Annotated in this window: 10 protein-coding genes and 2 pseudogenes; 2 read left to right on the top strand and 10 right to left on the bottom strand. The window is 36.7% G+C overall.

The genetic code is table 11. The annotated features are described in order from the left end of the window. Window positions 1-128: 128 nt before the first annotated feature. The 8 genes and pseudogenes from rhaM to BUC21_RS02545 form a co-directional block, all read right to left on the bottom strand. A complete protein-coding gene (rhaM, locus tag BUC21_RS02575; RefSeq protein WP_073398959.1) occupies window positions 129-440 on the bottom strand; it encodes an L-rhamnose mutarotase in 312 nt (103 codons plus the stop codon). Window positions 441-464: 24 nt separating this feature from the next. Continuing rightward, the gene (locus BUC21_RS16570; RefSeq protein WP_262483226.1) at window positions 465-2,090 is read right to left on the bottom strand and encodes a family 43 glycosylhydrolase; all 1,626 of its coding nucleotides are present in this window, start codon (window positions 2,088-2,090) and stop codon (window positions 465-467) included. 81 nt (window positions 2,091-2,171) lie between these two features. Then, a pseudogene (locus BUC21_RS16565) lies at window positions 2,172-3,551 on the bottom strand (glycoside hydrolase family 88/105 protein); the annotation flags it as partial. Between the two features lie 36 nt (window positions 3,552-3,587). Then, window positions 3,588-5,441 (bottom strand): rhamnogalacturonan lyase, encoded by a 1,854-nt coding sequence (locus BUC21_RS02565; RefSeq protein WP_073398957.1) that lies wholly within the window; start codon window positions 5,439-5,441, stop codon window positions 3,588-3,590. Between the two features lie 11 nt (window positions 5,442-5,452). After that, entirely contained in the window at window positions 5,453-7,873 is a 2,421-nt protein-coding gene (locus tag BUC21_RS02560; RefSeq protein WP_073398956.1) for a glycoside hydrolase family 95 protein, read from the bottom strand. A 160-nt stretch (window positions 7,874-8,033) separates the two neighbouring features. After that, window positions 8,034-10,097, bottom strand: a complete 2,064-nt coding sequence (locus BUC21_RS02555; protein ID WP_073398955.1) for a RagB/SusD family nutrient uptake outer membrane protein — start codon at window positions 10,095-10,097, stop codon at window positions 8,034-8,036. A gap of 20 nt (window positions 10,098-10,117) precedes the next feature. Next, window positions 10,118-13,261, bottom strand: coding sequence for a SusC/RagA family TonB-linked outer membrane protein (locus BUC21_RS02550; RefSeq protein ID WP_073398954.1), 3,144 nt, complete (start codon window positions 13,259-13,261; stop codon window positions 10,118-10,120). A 157-nt stretch (window positions 13,262-13,418) separates the two neighbouring features. Then, window positions 13,419-14,153, bottom strand: a complete 735-nt coding sequence (locus BUC21_RS02545; protein WP_073398953.1) for a rhamnogalacturonan acetylesterase — start codon at window positions 14,151-14,153, stop codon at window positions 13,419-13,421. A gap of 224 nt (window positions 14,154-14,377) precedes the next feature. On the opposite strand from BUC21_RS02545, the gene BUC21_RS02540 reads away from it, so the two are divergent. Continuing rightward, window positions 14,378-15,508: a glycoside hydrolase family 88/105 protein gene (locus BUC21_RS02540; RefSeq protein ID WP_073398952.1), complete on the top strand. Its 1,131-nt coding sequence runs from the start codon at window positions 14,378-14,380 to the stop codon at window positions 15,506-15,508. 970 nt (window positions 15,509-16,478) lie between these two features. On the opposite strand, the gene BUC21_RS02535 is transcribed toward BUC21_RS02540, so the two are convergent. After that, window positions 16,479-18,554, bottom strand: a complete 2,076-nt coding sequence (locus tag BUC21_RS02535; RefSeq protein ID WP_073398951.1) for a beta-galactosidase — start codon at window positions 18,552-18,554, stop codon at window positions 16,479-16,481. 25 nt (window positions 18,555-18,579) lie between these two features. Continuing rightward, window positions 18,580-19,512: pseudogene (locus tag BUC21_RS02530) on the bottom strand (glycoside hydrolase family 43 protein); the annotation flags it as partial. A gap of 239 nt (window positions 19,513-19,751) precedes the next feature. On the opposite strand from BUC21_RS02530, the gene BUC21_RS02525 reads away from it, so the two are divergent. Beyond that, entirely contained in the window at window positions 19,752-22,640 is a 2,889-nt protein-coding gene (locus BUC21_RS02525) for an exo-beta-1,4-galactosidase (protein WP_073398949.1), read from the top strand. Window positions 22,641-22,642: the final 2 nt, after the last annotated feature.

The raw sequence follows: 22,642 nt of genomic DNA, 5'->3' as shown, positions 1-22,642 counted from the left end.
AACATTAAGATTATATTGCTAAGCAAAAGTATAAAAAATAATCATTAGCTTTTGCCTAACAATATAAATCTTTTCAGAAAGTAAAAATCTAAATCGTATTATTAACAAACTTCATCTAAAATACAATATCAATCCATGTGAAAGACTTCCTTCAGAGGTATTGAAACCGGAGAATTATCCGGGTTTGTATCCATTATATCGGCCATGTAATCCCACCATTTCTGAACTATCGGGTTATCTCCCTGATCTTGCGAACTACCACCTTCTGTTTTTTGACATGCAAAAAGAATATTTGTATCTTTATCCCAATATATGGAATAATCTGAAACGCCATTTTCCTGAAGCATTTTTTTCAATTCAGGCCAAATAGCTGCATGTCTTTTTTCATACTCTTCTTCAAAACCTGGCTTCAGATACATTTTAAAAGCTTCTCTTTTCATTGTGTTTTTCTTTTTAATTTGTTTTTATCTTAGGTTAATGTAAACAGGTTTATCTCTGTCACATTTTATCTCTCCATTTTCATATTCCAGTTTTCCTACCTGAACAGAACTACGTCTGGTTTCGTAATTATCCAATTTCCCGGATGGTGTAGCAACTCTTCCCGGATGAGTGAAATAGAAAATATACGCATTCCCATTATTAACAACAACATCAGCATGCAAGCCATTGGTTCCATCATCGATACCTTTACCAGGTTCTTTAAGAATATTATGTTCCTGACGTCTCCAATTATCCATATCATTTGATGAATAAACAGCCTGACCATTCCAGTTATCTACAATCATAAAATATTTTCCTTTCCATGCAAAAACCTTAGGTCCCTCACCTGCCCTATCGCCAATAACTTTACCTTTATCTTCCCATGTATTCAGATCCTTACTTTGTGCGTAATAAATAGATTTATGATCTTTTTCATTGTTGTAATACATACGCCACATTCCATCAGGAGCTTTAACAATACAAGCATCAATCACCTTATCCGAAGCTAAAGATAATTTAGATACAAACTTCCAATCTATCAGGTTTGAACTGGTTAGATGAACAATCTCTCTTGGATGACTCCAGTCAGTAAAGATGCCTGGAACAACAGTAAGGAACATGTGATAAATTCCATTGTTCTCAACAATATCCGGAGCCCAGTAAGTTGCATCTTTTGAGCCATAATTAATATTGGCTGTTCCACGATATTTCCAGGAAGAGCCATCTGTTGATTCTGCTATTCCAATTGGAGTTCCATGCACCCAGTCAACGCCTTTGCTATTAGTCATATTTGCCCGTCGGTTTGTATAGAACATAAACCATTTTTGTTCTTGTTTATTCCATACAACAATAGGATCTGCTGCTCCATCAAAAATCGGATCTCTGAATAACGGCTTATCAGCAGCTTTATAATCTTTGGATAAAGCTGACTTATTTATGTATTGATTTAAAGGGCAGTTTGGTAAATCAAGTAACCCTTCAACAACCGACTTTGCATTTAAAATAGCTCCATCAAAAGTAGTATGCACATTATCTTTATAATATGCTTTTGTTTTTTCTATTCCAAGAGACTCGAACTTACGGGCACTACGGTCATTCACGTCAATATAATATGCACCTTCTTGTTCTGCAACCTCTTTTGACCATTTACCATAAGTTTCGTCGCAACGATCCATCTTTTCTCCTGTCCATTTATTACCTGGAGTATGAGAAAGAACAATAGGTATAGCCCCATGTGCTTTTGCCTGGCGAATATACAAACGAATATAATGTCCAAAAGAAAATACATCCTCAGGACCTCCGGTACGTTCCATTATTACAGTTTCTGATTCTTCACCGGTACCTTTCAAAGAAGCGCGGGCACGACCGGTATTCAACGGGCCTCCATCATTATGACCAAACTGGATAATGAGATAATCTCCTTTTTTAATACCTGAAAGAACCTTTTCCCATAAACCAGCTGTTAGAAAAGTACGACTACTCATTCCACCAAGGGCATGATTCTCAACTGTAATTTTGTTTGTATCAAAGAAATTATCAAAAAAAGCAGCCCATCCCCACATGTCGCCGTCACCTTTTCCCTGACCATTTTTCGCTGTTGAATCACCAATTACAAATACAACAGGAGCAATTTCATTTTTTCGGCTACTGCCAGCAACAATTGTTTCCGGACGTCCAACATTTGCATCTGCACTAAAAATTGGAGATGCTGTATTTTGTGGAGTTGAATAATATTGCACAGCACTATCATTCACTCTGGGATATTGACTATTCAATAACTTAATCATCTCTGCTCCAGCCCAGATTACTGGCCCGTAACCATGTGCTGCGAATGTATTTACCGGACGATAACAATAATATGCCGGATCAAATCCCATACCCGTACCTACACAAGTACCTTCAACTTCACCTTGTGCATTAATCTTTGTAGAAATAGCATGCCATCCAAGCTGAACAACAGGACCATAAGCTGCAGCATCAACCCATCCCTTATTTATTGCATGTGCAATGCAATAAACGTATATTGCAGTAGCTGAAGTTTCCAGATAAGAATCATTTCTATCCAAAAGCTGGTGCCAGAAACCTTCACCCGATTGACATGCAGCCAAACCTGCAATATGAGCTTGCAATTGTTCCATTATTGCATCATACTGAGGATGAGACTGAGGCAACACATCAAGAGTCTCTACTAATGTGAGTAAAGCCCATCCGTTAGCTCTTGCCCAATGAAAAGAAGGATGCTGTTTCATGCCCTCTACCCAACCATGACGATAAAGTCCTTTCTCTTTGACAAACATTCGTGATGAAAATTGCAGAATCTGTTTTACGGCTTCATTATAGTATTTCTCCTCTCCTGTAAGTTTTCCCATCTGAGCAATAGCAGGCACAGACATAAACATATCATCCAGCCAAAGAGTATTTTTCAGAGGACGATTACGTGCAAAGGTTCCATCAGAAAGACGATATTCATGATACATTATGTAATTCATGTAATTGTTGATCAATGGATTAAGCTGTAATGAAGCATTCAGTCTGCTGGCTTTAATCATAGCCGCACACATAGCTCCTGCATCATCAAGAGCATGAGGAGCAAGGATTTGTCTCATCTGAGGATCTGTTGATCCAGTATTTTCCAATACTTTTTTAAACGATGGAGCTACTTCTGATAAAAAGCGGAATCGATTATAAACATAGTCGGAAAAGCGACTATCACATGTTGCCAGACCAGCATCAAGCATTGCAGCATAAGTTACTCCCCATTCATAGCTGGCAAGTCTGAAAGCTCCTTTATCTAACTGAGCATTCTCATCAATTTTACTATAATCGGTTATCGTTTTTTGCGTGTTTTTATCAATAACACGCGCTGGAGTTTCAGTTTCCAGATAAGTAAGAATACGGGAAAGATCTTTTTTAATTGCCCCGGTTGAAAGTTCACCGTATGGAACTTTGTAAGCTGGTTGCAATAAATGAAGAGGTGAATTGGAATCGTTTATTTTTTCTTTTTTCTGAGCATACAATGAAAATCCGGAAATTATCTGCATTGCAGCAATCAGTAGTATTACTTTTTTCATATACATGTATAAGCTGTTATTTGGATAAAATTAGTACTATTTATTCAAAATAAAATCATATCCTCTAAATATTCCTTTCAAATCTGGGCCAAAATAAAACCCTGGTTGAGTTGGTTGATTATATGCCACATTCTGTGTAGCAATACTGATTCGATAAACCGGATCTTCAAGGAATGTGTGAAAACGATATTCTGTAGGAATGGTTGAAACATATAACCTCAAAGCAGTATTGTCTGAAGTTCTGAGTAATACTTCTTCTCTCCAGTCGCCAACAATATCTCCCTGCAAACAAGGGGTTGATTTTGTTCCATTATTCCAGGAACAGCCATCGGCAACAAAAAGAGGTCGGCATTCACCTTCATTCCAGTAATATTTACTAATAGTTATCTTATCAAGGAGCTCACGCAATAAATCACCATCCCACCACACTGCAGAATTTACTGGAAGAGTTTTTTTATCAGGATTAACTACTCCACCTTTAAAATTACGTATTCCACCACTTTCCAAAGACCACATTTCTACTCCAGGATTCCATGGATCTATATCAGCAGCCATAGCACGCCCCACATCGACAGAGCTCTTTACCTGAAAAATAACTTTTCCGGTGCGCGCATCTCTGAAAGAAGATCCATCGCGATGATTCTCATGACAATCCCATACCTGAAGCTCTTTACTGGAAGGATCAAAGGCTGTCATATGCATTGCATCACCATGCCCCATTCCAGTAGTGTACAGTCCTTTACCATTATTATCTATGGCACAAGCTCCATAGATAATTTCATCACAACCATCACCATCTACGTCTCCAACACGAAGATTATGATTTCCTTGTCCGGCATAACCTTCATTTCCTGGAATATTAGAGTCAAAGGTCCAACGATTTTTCAACTCTTTCCCATTCCAGTCAAAAGCTGCAAGCACAGTACGTGTGTAATATCCACGACACATTACAACACTAGGGTGAACCCCATCCAGATAAGCTACACAAGCCAGGTAACGATCTGATCTGTTAGCATGATCATCACCCCATCCCATTAGATCTCCACGTTGCGGAACATAATCAATTGTAGACATGGCAGCTCCTGTCTGTCCATTAAAAACAGTCAGATACTCAGATCCAGTAAGGATACGACCACTCTCCGAACGATAATCGGCATTTGCATTTCCTATAATTTGGCCTTTACCATCAACAGTTCCATCAGAGGTTTTCATTACAACCTCAGCTTTATTGTCTCCATCCAGATCAAAGACCATAAACTGGGTATAATGAGCTCCAGCACGAATATTCTTTCCCAAATCAATTCTCCAAAGTTTTTCTCCATTCAGGCGATAACAATCAAAGTAAACGTTGCCGGTATATCCATTGTGTGCATTATCATGAGCATTGGAAGGATCCCATTTCAAAATAATTTCATATTGACCATCTCCATCAACATCGCCAACACTAGCATCATTCGGAGAATAAGTATATTTTTGAACATCCGGAGTAACACCATCAGCCGGCTTATCAAGAGGTATATTTATATAGCCAACTGGAGCATTGGCTGGAAGTGTATATGAACCTGATAATTCTTCACTTTCTTTTCCCTGTATTACAGGTTTTACAGTATAGTTTTTCTTTTCCGAATTAGAATCCGAATCTCTGAAAAATGTACCTTTCACAATCGGTTCCTTTGTTAATTTAATTCCATCACGATAAACATTAAATCCTACATTCATCGGATCAGAAGAAAGATACCTCCACGAAACAAATACATCTTTTGAATTTTCACGAACAGCTACAATTCCTCGTCCAAGCTTTTCACGCTTCATTGTAGAAAAGTTATAGTTTGGCTGAGCTGCTATTACTAAAGAGGATAATAAGAACAGTGTTGTTAGAACTCTTTTCATTATTTATTCTATTAAATTTTAGGTAACAATTTATATTGTTTCCCTGTTTTAGTATTTAGTTTTGTAACATAATATGCACCATCTTTGTGACTTTTTACAGATACACCGGCAACTTTCAATGGAACAGAAGTACGCAAGGTGCAAGTACCTCCTATTTTAGAAAGTAAAGTTGCTCCCGTCAATTTCTGATTTTTCCATTGTAAGTCTACAACAAAACCACCACGTGCACATAAACCTTTTACTTCGCCAACAGACCATGCAGAAGGTAAAGCTGGTAGTAAATGTAATTCATTATTTTGACTTTGGAGTAACATTTCTCCTATTCCTGCGATGCTACCAAAATTACCATCAATTTGGAAAGGAGGATGAGTATCAAAAAGATTAGGTAAAGTAGAAGTCGACAATAACTCACGATACATTTTATATGCATGATCACCATCAAACAAGCGAGCCTGAAAATTAATTTTCCAAGCTTTACTCCAGCCTGTTCCTCCGTCACCACGAACATCTAATGTCTTCTTACAAGCAGCAGCTAACTCTGGAGTAAAAAGAGGAGAAATTTCTCTTCCCGGATGCAAACCAAACAAGTGAGAAACATGACGATGTTGTGGTTCAGCATCCTTCCAGTCTTTATACCATTCAATCAAATTTCCATCTTTTCCAATATGTAATGGATAAAGCCTTTTTATAATATTTTCCCATTCAGTACGTTCACTCTTATCTACATTCAGCACTTCCGATGCCTCTACAAGATTAGTAAACAAATCCCATATAATTTCCATATCCATAGTTGAAGCAATGGTAACCACACCTTTATTACCATTATCATCAATAAACACATTTTCGGGGGAAGTAGAAGGAGCTGTAATTAAGTAACCGTCTTTTTCAACCAGCCAATCCTTGCAAAAAGAAGCTGCACCTTTCATCAAAGGATAAGCAGTTTCTCGTAGAAAATTCACATCCTTAGTAAAACGATAATGTTCATATAAATGTTGAGATAACCAAGGTGAGCCCAGCGCCCAATTTGCCCATTTCGGATCCCCCTTTTGGTGACCTACAGGATTTGCATGCGCCCAAATATCAGAATTATGATGCACTGCCCATCCACTCATATTATAAAAATTCTTTGCAATTTCTTTTCCTGTAACTGACAGATTGCCGATAAAATTGATCAAAGGTTGAGTAAGCTCACTTAATCCTAATGTTTCTGCCGGCCAATAGTTCATTTCCAGATTAATGTTCGTGGTATAGTTACTCCCCCAAGAAGGACGTTGATTTTTATTCCAGATTCCTTGTAAATTGGCTGGGGTACCACCAGGACGAGAAGAAGAGATAAGTAAATAACGACCAAACTGGAAATAAAGAGCTTCCAGAGATGGATCAGCCTTACCTTTAGCATAAGCCAGGAGACGCTCATCTGTTGGAAACTCTGAAGCGCTATTACTTCCGATATTTAAAAATACTCTATTGAAATAGTTTTGATAATCTAATATATGTTCTTGCTTTATCTGTTCGTAAGGAACCTCTAACGCTTTTTTAAGATAATTAGAAGCAATGCTATCTTCATCTTTTCCTTGAGTATCAGGACGCATAGTAAATCCATTAAAACTTGTGGCAGCAGAAATATAAAGAGTTACATCTGATGCTTTACTTATTTGAAGATAAGGTGCAGTAGTTATGGATCCATCAGAGCTAAGAGCCTTTACCCTATATTGATATCTCATTCCCTTTTCACCATTAGGGCCAACATATTCTAATGGGAAATTCCTAGCTGAATTAATCTGATAAGGAAGTTGACCTGATAAAACAAATTCATTATTTGAAATACTACGAATCATTGCATTCTCAAAAGGAGTATCAGCATTTACAGAAAAGTTCAGATTACCAGGTTTTGAAGCTGTAAGATGAATAACAGCAACTTGTTGTTTTGCTGATACAAATATTTCACGAGTATACTCAACACTATCTATAGTAAAACGAGTAAGAGAAATGGCACGATTCAAATCTAGTTCACGATAATATGAAGTTGCTTTGGAGGTAAAATCCTGATTAATATAAAGATTACCCATCGGAACAAATGACTGACAGTTTCCACCCTGAATATTTCTTAATATTGCAGAAGCACCATCCCAGTTTTCTTTAAACAGTTGTTCACGAACTTTTGGAAGATAAGAAGGGGCATCAGGAGTTGGGTTAGTATTTGTTGGGCCGCCTCCCCACAAAGTTGATTCATTCAAATTAAGAGTTTCATGATTTACATCACCATAAACCATTACACCTATTCTTCCATTACCTAAAGGAAGAGCTTCTTCAAAACGAGTCGCAGGTTTTTCGTACCATAGTTTCATATCTCTATACTCTTTCTGAGCAAACAGATTTATAGAAAAAGCTACTAATGAAACAAAATATAATCTTCTAGAAACATTTTTCATTTTTAAAAATAGTATTAGCTGTAACAGTTATTATTGTATTCAAAAATAGTTCATCTTACTGTATCAGGGAATGTATTTACGTACAAATACATGTAAAAACAAGCAAAAACGCCTTGTATACATTTTGTATACAAGGCGTTTATTAAATTAAGATTAAATATTAATATCCAGGATTCTGCATTGCCTGTTTTTGTTCAGCAGTTAATGCTTTTCCATTTTGATCGGTAATGTTATCTAAGAAAGACTGAGGTATTGGACGATAATAATGAGTTGAAGCATTAAACACCGTGTTACCTCTTACAAAACCATCGTTGAATGCTTTCCATCTAGCTTCAAGAGTTTTTGTGCGAGCTAAGTCTTCCCAACGTAATGTTTCACCGCAAAGTTCACGAGTACGTTCATTTAAAAGGAAGCACATCATCTTTTGAGCGTTGGTTGTGCAACCTAATTTTTGATATATTGGAGAATCAACAGTAGAATTATATACATCTGAAACAGAATTAATATGCAATGCAGTTGCAGTAGCATCTGTTGTTACAGCCATATTATTTGATTCATAATAAGTATTCTTATCCCAATAGATAGCTCCATCAGCAGAGAAACCTCCACCTAAACCATTACAATATGAATTATTCTTATAAGCCTGTCCACCATCTACGTGTTTAGTACGATCTTCACCAGCCTTGTATGCAGCACGATCTCTTAGTTTATTAATCCAGGTAATTGCATTACTGTATTGAGATTCACCTTGACGGATATAAGCTTCTGCTACCATTAAAACATCTTCAGCAGAACGAGCTAAAATAGCATCACGTGTACCAAACTGAGATGCTACAGCATTACGATAACCATCACGATATTTAGACAAAGCAACAGAACGTTTCTGTATACCATAATATCCTTCGTTTCCGTGTTGACCAACCCATGCCTGTGATTCATCTTTGAAGTATCGAACAAAAGTGTGAGTATTCTGCATAACACCATCTTTCAGAACGCCAGTTGGGTCACCAGAAACAGCTGCATAACGAGAATCACCTGCGTTATTAACTATATATTTAATAGCCAGTTCACCACCTTTAAAACGTTTTGCTCCGACAACAGTTCCTGTTGGACCAAGTGGAGCATTTGCAGCAGTCCATGCAGGAGCACCAGAATTGGTATTACAACCATAAGTCGTAATGAAAGATTTCCAGAAACGTGAATCGTTTACACGGTCAAATACATCCATCGAATAATTTGTAGCACATGCATAAGAGAATTCACGATCACCAGAGATATCACGTTTTGTTCCTGCAAGATCCTGATAAACAGAAGGATAATACAAGTGCATCTGGTTACCATAACGTCCCCATGTAGTTTGGTCATCCGAGAACTGAGCAGCTAAAACTACTTCAGATACTTTTTCGTTAGCACTATTTGCCTTTGTATAGTCCCATAGATTAACATAATCATTACATAATGGATGGGCAGCAACTACTTCTGTTCCATATTTAATGACTTTTGCTAAATCGTCAGAAATGTATGAAGAGTTCCATGATGAATGCAATTCACTAGAACGTGTTAAGTGAGCTTTTGCCAAATAGTGAGCTGCAGCCCATTTAGTTATACGGCCAGTCTGAGCAGGAGTAGTAGGTAATAAACTATATGCCTGTTCCAGATCCGATATAATTTGAGTGAAACATTCCTCTTCAGTAGCACGGGTAAAGTAAGTTTCAACACTTGTAGAAGGTTGCAATTTCAAAGGTACACCACCATATTGAGAAACTAACTGTAAATAGAAGAATGCTCTCAAGAAATAACCTTCACCTAAACGAGTATTATAATTTGCATTATTCTTATCGTAATAGAGAGGAATATTCTGAATCAAAGTATTAGCAGATTCAATACCTCCATACATATTATCCCAAAGAGGAGCATTAGCTCCAGTTTCTGCAGAATTCAAGTCAGCACTGTAGCAGTTGAAACTTGGTATAGAGTTATTGGCATCAGTAAATTCATCAACCCCCAAGTTAAACATTTCAATACCCCAGATATAGTTGAATTTGAATTTTAATTTTTGATAAGTACCTGTAACCAACTCATCAAGACCATCCTGAGTGGTGAAACGTTGAGTACTATATTGCGTAGTCAGATCTTCATTCAAGAAATCACTGCTACAAGATGTGATGGACGCACCTACTGTACCTGCCATCACTGCTGCTAATAAAAATTTATTTATTTTCATCTTAATTTTCTGTTTTAAAGTTAGAATCCAACATTAACACCAAACACAAGACCTCTTGTAGTCGTTGCAGAACCTGTAGTTACAGTGTTGTTATCATAGCTAGAAAGATCTGTATCCAAGAAATCGCATTTTTTATAAATCATGAATGGATTCATACATTGAGCATAAACTTTCAAAGAACTAAAACCTATGCTCTTCAGCTGTTTTTGACTAAAATTATATCCAAGATTGATATTACGTACTTTAATGAATGAACCATCCTGGTAATTCATTGCAGAATTATAAGTATCGGCGCTTTCACTTTTAGTTGAACCTGGAGAATAATATTTAGCATTTTCATTTGTTCCTGCTACCCAATAATCAACTTTACGCTGCATATATCGTCCATCCAATGTTACTGCACCACCCTTGAATGTTGAACCCCAACGAGTGTAGATAAAGAATGAAAGCTCAAGATTCATGTAATTGAATGTATTGGTCATACCACCAGACCATGCTGGACGTATAGAACCTACAATTTTTTTATCATTGTTGGCATCTATTTTTCCATCTTTATTTAAATCCTTCACTTTAATTTGTCCTGGTTGACGGCCATACTTGGCAGCTTCAGTAGCTTCGGAAGTCTTCCAGATTCCATCATATACCCAGTCATAGAAAACACCAATTTCTTTGCCAACAAACCATGCACTACCTATATTTTCTTTGTTTCCATTCGCAAGTTCTGTAATCTTACTCTTATCTTTTGACCATGTTAAACCTGTTGTCCATGTAAAATCTTTCGTTTTAACATTTACTGTATTAATCTGTAAATCAATACCCCAACCTTCAGTTTTACCAACATTAGCATAAGTAGATGTATAACCAGTCAATGAAGGAATAGACATTGCCATTAGCAAATCGTTTGTTTGGGTTTTATAAACATCAATATTACCATTGATGCGTCCCTTTAAAAAACCATAATCCAAACCTAAGTTATACTGTGTAGTTCTTTCCCAGCCTAATTTAGGATTTGCCATTTTTGCTGGAGATGCCTGTGAAGGGTCAGATGCAACATAACCTATAGAAGATGTTGTAGCACCCCAATTATAATATAAAGTAGATACACCACCCTTAGTTCCATAAACTGGTACTGCAGAGTTACCTGTTGTACCTACACCTAAACGAAGTTTTAATGCATCCACCCATTTAATGTCTTTCATAAAACTTTCCTGATCAATACGCCAACCTAAAGCCAAAGATGGGAAACTAGACCATTTGTTACCATCAGCTAATCGAGAAGCACCATCCCAACGAATTGAAGCTGTTAATAAATACCTATCTTTAAAGCTATAGTTAGCACGCATCATATATGATTCCATCTGAGACTCAGTTAACCCTGTACCAAATGAATTTAAAGAACTAACAGAACTCATATTGTACCATAGCTCAGAAGCAGTAGCAACACCGAGAGCTTTCATAGTTCCATATTCATAATGACTTGCTGATGATGACTGCATCAAAGTAAGACCAATTTTGTGATCTTTAGCAATAGTACGATCGTAATACATCAAATTATCTAATGTCCAGGCAAGTGTCTGATAATTATTGTAAGTAGCAGTATTGTTACCATCACCATTTATACCTCTTTTATCATAGAAAGTACCTGTACGATAATATTTGAATTCAGGTCCAAACTGGGTACGAACTTTTAAACCTTTCAAAGGAGCCCATAATTCTCCAAGATCCATCTGTGCATAAAAGCTACCTGCTGCACGAAGTGTCTTACGATTATTTACTGTATATTTAAGTTCATTGATAGGGTTGATGATATTAACATCACCTGCTGCTGGGTTACGAATATAATCACCATTTTCATCATAAGGAACTGTCCAAGGAAGCATTCCTTTCAAAGCAGAATACAAATCACCAGCACCTGTCACTGATTTTGCAAAGTTATAGCCATAATCCTGATCACCCCATGATAAGTTCATGGATGTTCCCATTTTGAACCATTTTAATGGAGAAGCGTCAAAGCTTGTCTTTGCAGTATAACGTTGAAACAGCTCACCTGGTTGTGTACCTTCCTGACGTAAATAGCCAAATGAACCATAACCCTGGAACTTATCAGTACCACCAGACGCGCTCAATGTATGTTCTGTTGAAATACCTGTTTGTTTACCATATTTACTCCAGTCAAAATTACCTACTTTAGTTCTATCATATACAGTATTATTATCTGTCCAGGCTTTTGCTATATTAGCAAAAGAAGCAGCTACCGACCCCCATGCAGCATAATCTGCGGCATAAGAAGGTGTTGCAGATTTGTAAGTACCAATATTGTATTTTGCCAAACGAGCATAATCTAGCCATTCTGCAGCATCCATATATTCAGTAACATCATACATTTTCTCCATGGTTACTGAACCAGAGTAGTTTAAAGATATTTTGCCTTCTTTACCATGCTTTGTAGTTACCAGAATAACACCATTAGCACCACGAGAACCATAAATAGCGGTTGCAGAAGCATCTTTCAATATATCAATTGACTCTATATCGCTTGGGTTAATATTATCAATACCACCACTTTGGATAACCATTCCATCAACAACACATAACGGATCATTGTCTGCACTTAAAGAACGAACACCACGAATCTTAATGCTTCCAGTTTCACCCGGACGTTGGTTACTTGTGATATCAACACCTGCCACTTTTCCTTGCATTGCCTGGAAAGCATCCTTAACCGGCATTGCTTTCAGTTCTTTGTCACCAACGCGTGCCATAGCGCCAGTTACATCACTTTTCTTTGCTGTACCATAACCTACTACAACTACTTCTTCCAAAACCTGAGAATTTTCCTGTAATACTACTTTAATAGTATTCTTTCCAGCAACAGATATTGTTTGAGCTACATAACCAATGAAGCTAACTTGTAAAGTTGCATTGTTGGGAACATTTTTAAGAGAGAAATTACCATCCATATCAGAAATAGTACCATTTGAAGTACCTTTAACTAATACACTGGCACCAATGATTGGTTCGCCTTTTGCATCAACTACAGAACCCGATACGGATTTATTCTGAGCAAACGCAAATGAAGCAACCATAGAAAATAGGACAACGAGCAAAAGCCTTGGATAAGATCCAAGAAGACTCAGCTGTTTTACTTGCTTTTTGTTTTCCATAAATTTATAAGTTTAACTGGTTTTTAAAAAGTTCACTTTTGTTAATTGTAAGAACCTTAATTATTAAATTATGTTGCAAAAATAGATTAAACACTAATTACATACAATAGACAATTGTACATTTGCATGGAATATTCACAGAATGGATGATTTTAACTCACTTAACATATTTACATAATCCTCTTAATTTCAAATCTTTAATTCCTCCTGACACAAATTTTGCTATTTGCATAGCTCCTGCCTCTAAAGAATGAGTATCATCCTTGGCCCCATCGGGTTTTGAAGGATCTACGCCGGGTTCAAGCCACATATATAAAGACTTTGATTTTTCATCCCCTAATTTTAATATTAGGTCTCTTGTTTTTTGATTAACATCAATCAAAGGAACATTATATTCTTTTGCAACTTCTCGTGTAATACCAGGATATTGCTTAAGGCGATCGTCTACTAAAGTTCCATCTTTGAATGTACGCATAACTACAGGAGTAAGAAGGATTGGATTCGCCTTCTTCTGACGAACATCTGTAATAAACTTAATGAGATTATTTTTGAAATCTTCGGGAGAAGCATGGCGTTCTGGTTTGTCAGAAGTATCATTATGACCAAATTGAATAATAACCCAGTCGCCTTTTCTTATATTCGAAACAATTTCAGCCCATCGTCCTTCATCCTGAAAAGACTTTGTGCTCCTTCCTGCTTTTGCCTTATTAATTACTTCGACTTTATCATTAAAATAGAGAGATAAGAATTGCCCCCAACCTCTCTGCAAAGTTTTTGTTGTATCGTACGTCTGCGCAGTCGAATCGCCGGCAATATATATATGTATCTTATCTGGATTTACCTGAAAAGAAAATAAAAAAGGAATAAAAAAGAATAAGAAGATTTTTTTCATAGAACTAACATTTAAAATAACTGTTCAACAAAAGTATGATGATAATTCATTTCAAACAATAGACTTTCGTACATCTGTATAATAATGAATAAATACGTATAATATTCCATTTTATTTATTCATCTTATTTCATACTTTTGCTAAATATCACAGAATATAAAACAATATTTCTATACTAATTGATTAATTGAGAATGTTAATAATAATACGATAAATACATTTTTATGAAAAAGAAAAAAATAGTAGCTCTATTTCTACTCTTTACTTTGAATCTTGGTAATGCATTTGCTCAAACGGTTCCTGATCAGAAAGAAACTCTGAAAACAACAATGCTGGTGAATGATTATTTCATGAAGAAATATGCAGACTGCACCACTCCTACTTATGTTGGAAAATTAAGATCCAGCAACCTTTGGACACGTGCTGTATATTATGAGGGACTAATGGAACTGCATAAAATATACCCACGCGAGGATTATTACGATTATGCATATACATGGGCATCTTTCCACAAATGGAGTCCAAGATATGGAAACACAACCAGAAATGCTGATGACCAGTGCTGCGGACAAACTTATATTGATTTATATAACATTTGCCCTTCTCCCGAGAAAATTAAAAATATAAAGATAACAATGGACATGCTGGTTAATACTCAACAGAATGATGACTGGTCGTGGATTGATGCCATTCAGATGGGCATGCCTATTTTAGCTAAGCTTGGCAATACGTATAAAGAACAGAAATATTTCAATAAAATGTGGGATATGTATTCGTATAGCCGCAACAAACATGGAGTAAACGGATTGTATAATGCTAAAGAAGGCTTGTGGTGGAGAGATAAAGATTTTGTTCCTCCTTACAAAGAGCCTAACGGAGCTAATTGTTACTGGTCAAGAGGTAATGGATGGGTATATGCTGCGTTGGTGCGTGTAATGAATGAAATTCCGGCTAACGAAACTCACCGACAAGATTATATGAACGACTTTTTAGCGATGAGTAAGGCTTTAAAGAAATGTCAGCGCGAAGATGGATTTTGGAATGCTAGTCTGCTCGATCCATCAAACTTTGGAGGAAAAGAAACTTCGGGAACATCGCTCTTTGTTTATGGAATGGCATGGGGTATTAATAATGGTTATCTGAATAGAGCCGAATATCTTCCTATAGTAGTAAAAGCCTGGAATGCAATGGTTAAAGATGCTGTTCATCCTAATGGTTTCCTTGGTTATGTTCAGGGAACAGGTAAAGAACCTAAAGATGGACAACCGGTAACCTACGATCACGCTCCCGATTTTGAAGATTATGGTATAGGTTGCTTTATTTTAGCAGGAACTGAAGTTTACAAACTTAAATAATAGATTCATTAGTGTTAAAGTTGAAATAATCAGTGATTGATTATTAAATTATTAGATTATTAGATTATTAGATTATTTAGATTAGATGACAGAGAGGAACAATCGTGAGATTTTTCCTCTTTTTTTTATTGGTGAATAAAAAAAATCCATTCGCCAATAAACAATATTTATTGTCCTATAAATAAAAATCAATGGTGAATAAATAACCTATTCATGGAAAGGTCAACAACAACACTTCCATTCCACTTTACCCATTGAAATAATATAAACCGAATTTTGAAATAAAACATTTAATGCCAAGCCGGCTTAGGAATAAGAAAAATATTGTAAATCAGTTCAAGGAATAACCATAGAAACTGTAAACTCAATCCAGAAAAAGTCAATTCAACTCAATAAAGGCCTAAACTCCCGCCAGCTTTTTAAAAAAGCCGGCGGGAGTTTGTTCAACATCCGGTTACATTTCTGAAAAAGCAGGCGAGATGTTTTTACATTGTGTTTTGTACAATCTTACAGAAAAATAAAAATCATCCCTCACTCCATCATTCTTTCATGTAATGTATTTAAATATAGTATATTAAAAAGTGAGGGTAACGTTTTGAACCCTCACCAGACCCTCACTTTTTGAGGCATCCCTCACCTTTTCGAATAGTTTTTATCCAAATAGAATAAAACTCAACCTGAAATTGTTACTCAAGACAAATTAAGTCTGAAATCTGCTGATTATGCTCAAAAAGGTGAGGGTTCATGCATTTTGGTGATGGTTTAATGAGGGTTCAAAATGCTACCATCACCTTCTAATTGATTGTTATTTAGAATATTGTGTAAAAAATTGAGGGAGTGAGGGTTGAAAATATTTTTTGTATATTACAGTAGGAAAGTGATCTATATTAAATCATGCATTACACAATTAAAAAAGGATGAAAATCACATAAGTGATATTCACCCTTCTTTTCAAGTATGTATTGTATCTCTATTTAAATACTAAAACACCAGCAGTAGGAATTGTTGTTTCACCAATCAAGACTTTACTTCCTTTTGGTAACTGAAATTCATAAGGCCTATCGAAATAATTAAGCACTATACCCAACCCGTTTCTATACTCCATGGTCACTCCATAAGGAAGATTCATTACCGGAATCTTCAACTCTGCATAAAGCTTTGTGAGTACATCTTTCTCCAGTGAACCATCTTTTGAATCAACACCAACGTAAGTTACAGTTCCTTTACCCAGATGGCGCATAGTTACAGCAGGTTTACCCTCATAGAATTCGCCGGTATAATTAGCCCAAACTTCTGTACCTTTATCAGGTATCAACATTTCTCCCCAAGTGTTCCAAGGATAGCTTTTTCCGTCCATCGCAACAGTTCCCGGATCTTGTGGCAAAAGCAGATCATAAAAATCCATTTTATTGCCAGCTAAATTATCGATTTTAGAACGGAATGGTGCTTCAAACAATCTTCCACTACGATCTTTATGTCCGGTGCGGCAAGTAAGTATCAGATTACCACCATTCTTTACATATTCAGTCCAGCGGGCAATCAAAGCATCATCAACTAACTGATATGCAGGAGCTATCATCACCGGATATGCACTGAAATCCTTATCTTCAGTAATAAAATCAACAGGTGCACCAAAGGCTTTCAGCTGGCGATAGTATTTCTCTACATGTGCCATGGTATTCCAGGTCTGGTTTTGTTTCTGGCGTTCTATGCTCCATGAATTATCATAATTGTAAAGAATAGCAGTCTTACGTGCGATATACTCTTTTGGCTTATTTTCCCGTGGAGAATACTCTTTACGCAATTGCTTTACTTCCTGCATAAACTGCTGGTACTCTTTTCCACCAGGAGTTACAGTTATTCCGTCTGTTCCAACTATTCCGTAGTGATATTGCTCCGTTCCATACAAAGGTTGACGATAACGGTAAGTGCAAACAAAATCACTACCTCCAGCAAATACGCTCCATAACCAGAGTCGGACTGCACCGGGAAGTGGCTGAGGATTAATTCCTCCCCAGTTTACCTGGCCAGGCTGAAGTTCCATCACACCGTATGTTCCGTTTACCGGACGGAAAAAATCATTTGCATAAGCTATACGTAGGGGATTTCCCACACGGTATCCTCTTCTGCCTATGCCTTCATTGTCTCCATAAACCATGTAACGGGTATATGATACAAAATCGAGATCCTTACTTCCACCAATATGTCCCTCTTCGTAATTAGGAATATAATTAGTAGTTACCCACTGATTCTTAGCGTATTTCTTAATCAGCAAACATTGTTCGTTCAGGAATGAGTTTGTTTGTTCTGCAGCAAAACGGCAATAATCGAGAATCTGGTGATGATTCATAAACATCTGACGCATTTTAGGAAGCGTAATTTCATCAAATGAACTATATTGTTCACTCCAGAACGCTGTTCCCCAGGCATCATTCAATGCTTTGATATCATTATTATACTTTTTACGCAGGAAATCTCGGTATCTCAGTTCAGCCTTTGGATTAAAGTCGAACTGAACAGCAGGTTCATTATCCAACTGCCAACCTACAATGCGCAAATCGTTACCATAATGCTGAGCAAGTTTCTCAATCATCTTGAAAGAGAGTTCCCTGTAAAGTGGAGATGCAAAAGATGCATGCTGACGGGAACCATGATCAAGAACCGTACCATCTTCCTGTTTGAGAAGAATTTCCGGATATTTTCTACTGAGCCATACCGGAGGAGTTGCTGTAGAAGTACACATTACAACTTTAAGCTTATACTTGGCGGCCAAAGCAACAGCTCTGTCAAGCCAAGCAAAATCGTATTTTCCTTCTTCGGGTTCCAGTTGCGCCCAGGCAAATTCGGCAAAATGAGTAAACTCAAAGCCCAGATCGTGCATTTGCTTAAAATCCTTCTCCCACTGACTTTCGTTCCAATGTTCGGGATAATAATAAACTCCTGTCTGAATCAGATCTTTGTCTGAAAACCATGCTTTTTTATTCTGTGAAAACGAGAAAAGAATGCTCGCAAACAAACAGAATGAAAGTAAACAAAATCTTTTCATAGTATTATTATTTAATTCAATTTTCTTTAAGGAGCTTTTTTAATACCGATTTCTTAACCGGAAATGCAGTTCCGTGACGAGTTCCTTTTGGGAATGTAACTTCATCAGACACATCTTCCCAATGAATACGATCTTTTGTACGTACTGCACCATATTTATGATTGCGATATTTATCAAAGTAAACATATAAATAATCGCCTACCAATAGTGGAGAAGGTCCTTCTGCCCAATAATCACCGGTAATTGGAGCCGATACTTCAACAGGAAATCCATCCTGAATATTTTTTGTTTTAGTTATACGAAGATTCTTTTCGGGAGGATTGGAATTTTCATTCTTAACAACCATTATCAGTTCTTTATTCTTATCCTTTACAATAGCAGCGTCAATCACACTAAAATCAGGATCAAAGAACATCTTTGTTTCCGAAAATGTTTCAAAATCTTTGGTTGTAACATAGTAAATGCGGTGATTCAATCCTTTTTCACTTGCACTGGTCTGCACTTCTTTATGCCTGCCTGGAATGGTAGTAGCCCAGAATATATAATAAGTTTTTGAAGGTTCATCATAAAATAGTTCCGGAGCCCAGCAATTGTGTGCAGTAGGTTCGTGCATCATTACCGGAATAGCTTTTTGCTCCGACCAGTGTATCAAATCTTTTGAAGAGGCATAACCAATAATACGATCTGTCCAACTTGAAGTCCACACCATGTGAAAAGTTCCGTCGGGTGCTTGACAAATGCTTGGATCTCTCATTAATTTATCTTTGCCAACTGTAGCCGATAAAAATGACTTTCCATTTTTCAGAGCGTTCCATGTTAATCCATCATTACTATAAGCCAAATGAAGTCCATCTTCACTATTGCCTGTAAAATATGAAAATAGATATATTTTCCCCTTTGCATGAAGAAATGTTACGGCAAATAAAAACAGAAAAGAAAAAGCGAATAATTTTTTCATAAAACAATAAAATTAGACGTAAGAATTAATAAGTGTACAAATATACACTTATTAAAATGAAAGGAAAAAGGAGATATATAAGAATCTCATAGAAAGAAAGGCAAAACAGATGTAAAATTGTACAAATGGCTTTAAATTAAAGCATGATTATACGAAATTCTAGGTTTATGTACTACTTTCTATTTATACAAATTTAGAATGCCTGTATCTTAGCAACTTGTAAACTATACAATTAAATTATGAAAAAAATAATTTCATCAATCATTTTATCTTTAATATTCACACATGTAATTTTTGCTCAGAATAGCATTGATCTTTCTGGAAAATGGAATTTCCAGATAGACAGGACAGATGCGGGTGTTGTTGAACAGTGGTTCAAAAAACGACTGAATGAAGAAATTAACCTACCAGGTTCAATGCCTGAAAAATTAAAGGGAGATGATGTAACTGTACGAACTAAATGGACAGGCAGTCTTTACGACAGTTCTTACTACTATAATCCATACATGGAAAAATACAGAGTAGATGGAAAGGTTAAACTACCCTTTTTCCTTACTCCGGATAAACATTATATAGGTGTGGCATGGTATCAGAAAGAAGTTACTATACCTTCATCATGGAAAGGAAAACGAGTAGTCCTCTTTCTTGAACGTCCTCACATAGAAACTACAGTTTGGGTGAATGACAAGCAGGTTGGCATGCAAAATAGTCTTTGTGTGCCTCACGAATACGATCTTACCAGCTATATACATCCGGGAAAATGTAAAATTTCCATCAGGGTAGACAATCGTTTGAAAGATATTAATGTTGGACCGGATTCACACAGTGTAACCGACCAAACTCAAGGTAACTGGAATGGCATTGTTGGCAAAATGAATCTCACAGCCGGCTCAATCATTCATTTTGATGATATTCAGGTATATCCTGATGTTGCAAATAAAAAAGCCGTGGTTAAGATTCTGCTTAAATCAGATAAGCTAAAAAATGTATCGGCAAAAGTAACACTATCAGCTCAAAGCTTTAATACAGAAAAGAGTCATACGCTTCTACCCATATCAAAAGATATTGTGATTAAAAACAATACACTTTCTTTAGAAATGGAGCTTCCAATGGGTGATAAAATGCTTACCTGGGATGAATTTGATCCTGCTTTATACAAATTGAAAGCCAAAATTGAATGCGGTAAAAATAGCGATGAAAAGGAAGTTCAGTTTGGTATGCGTGAATTTACAATCAAAGGAAAATACTTCTATGTAAACGGCAATAAAACAATGCTTCGCGGAACTGTTGAAAACTGCGATTTCCCTCTAACTGGATATGCTCCTATGCAAGTTGAAGACTGGGAAAGAGTATTTCGTATTTGCAAGAATTATGGATTAAATCACATGCGTTTTCACTCTTTTTGTCCTCCAAAGGCTGCATTTGAAGCTGCCGACTTAGTTGGATTCTACATTCAACCGGAAGGACCAAGCTGGCCTAACCATGGTCCGAAACTTGGAATGGGACAACCTATTGATAATTATTTGATGGATGAAACAATCCGCATGGCTAAGGAATATGGTAATTATGCATCTTTCTGTATGCTTGCATGTGGTAATGAACCTGCCGGACGCTGGGTAGCATGGGTAAGCAAATTTGTTGATTACTGGAAAGAAAACGATCCACGAAGAGTATACACGGGAGCTTCTGTTGGTGGTAGCTGGCAATGGCAACCAAAGAATCAATATCATGTAAAAGCAGGTGCACGTGGGCTGGACTGGGCAAGCTCAATGCCGGAGTCGATGTCCGACTATCGTGCTATGATTGACACTGTTTCTCAACCTTATGTATCTCATGAAACCGGACAATGGTGTGCTTTCCCCGATTTTAACGAAATAAAGAAATATACCGGAGTAAATAAAGCTAAAAACTTTGAAATATTCAAAGATTTGCTGGAAGATGGTAAAATGGGAGATCTGGGACATGAATTTATGATGGCATCAGGAAAACTACAGGCTTTATGCTACAAAAACGAAATAGAAAAGACTCTCCGCACACCTAATTATGCCGGATTCCAATTATTAGCTCTGAACGATTATTCGGGTCAGGGAACTGCATTAGTTGGTTTATTAAATGTATTCTTTGAAGAAAAAGGCTATATTAATGCTCCTGAATTCCGTCGTTTCTGCAGCCCAACTGTACCTCTTGCAAGAATTGAAAAGTTTGTATACAAGAATAACGAAACATTCCAGGCAAATATAGAAGTTGCTCATTTTGGAAAGACAGCAATAAAAAATGCCAATACAATCTATAAAATTACAGATAAATGGGGAAAAGTCCTTGCAAAAGGTTTGCTTAGCACTAAAGACATTCCGGTAGGTAACTGCTTCACTCTTGGTTCTGTAAATTTCCCTCTAAATTCTATTGAAAAAGCTCAGAAACTGAACTTAGAAGTTTCTATTGAAGGAACCGAAGCTATGAACGACTGGAACTTCTGGGTATATCCTGAAACGGTTACTATTGATAAAGGATCGGTTTATGTAACCGACACGGTTGATGCAAAAGCTACTGAGATATTGAAAAAGGGTGGAAACGTATTACTTACAGCTGCCGGAAAAATATCATACGGAAAAGATGTACAGCAATATTTCACTCCTGTATTCTGGAACACATCATGGTTTAAAATGCGTCCTCCTCATACAACAGGTATATTCGTGAACAATTATCATCCTCTTTTCAAAAACTTCCCTACCGATTGTCACAGTAATCTGCAATGGTGGGAACTTCTTAACAGAGCACAAGTTATGCTGTTCACTGATTTCCCTGCAGATTTCCAACCATTGGTACAAAGCATAGACACTTGGTTTATAAGTCGCAAAATTGGTATGCTTTTCGAAGCCAAAGTTTTGAACGGAAAGCTTATGATGACAAGTATGGATATTACTTCCAATCTGGACAAAAGAATTGTTGCTCGTCAGATGAATAAAGCTATTCTGGATTATATGAATTCGGACAACTTCCGTCCACAAACCGAAGTTTCACTTGAAACCATTAAAGATCTGTACACAAAAGTAGCAAAGAAGGTAGATACATATTCCAAGGATTCACCGGATGAGCTAAAACCGAAAAAAGGAGATAAAGGACTATAATT

The sequence above is a fragment of the Bacteroides luti genome, assembly GCF_900128905.1.
Classification (GTDB): Bacteria; Bacteroidota; Bacteroidia; order Bacteroidales; family Bacteroidaceae; genus Bacteroides; species Bacteroides luti.
This window is presented reverse-complemented; position numbering and strand designations above follow the sequence as displayed.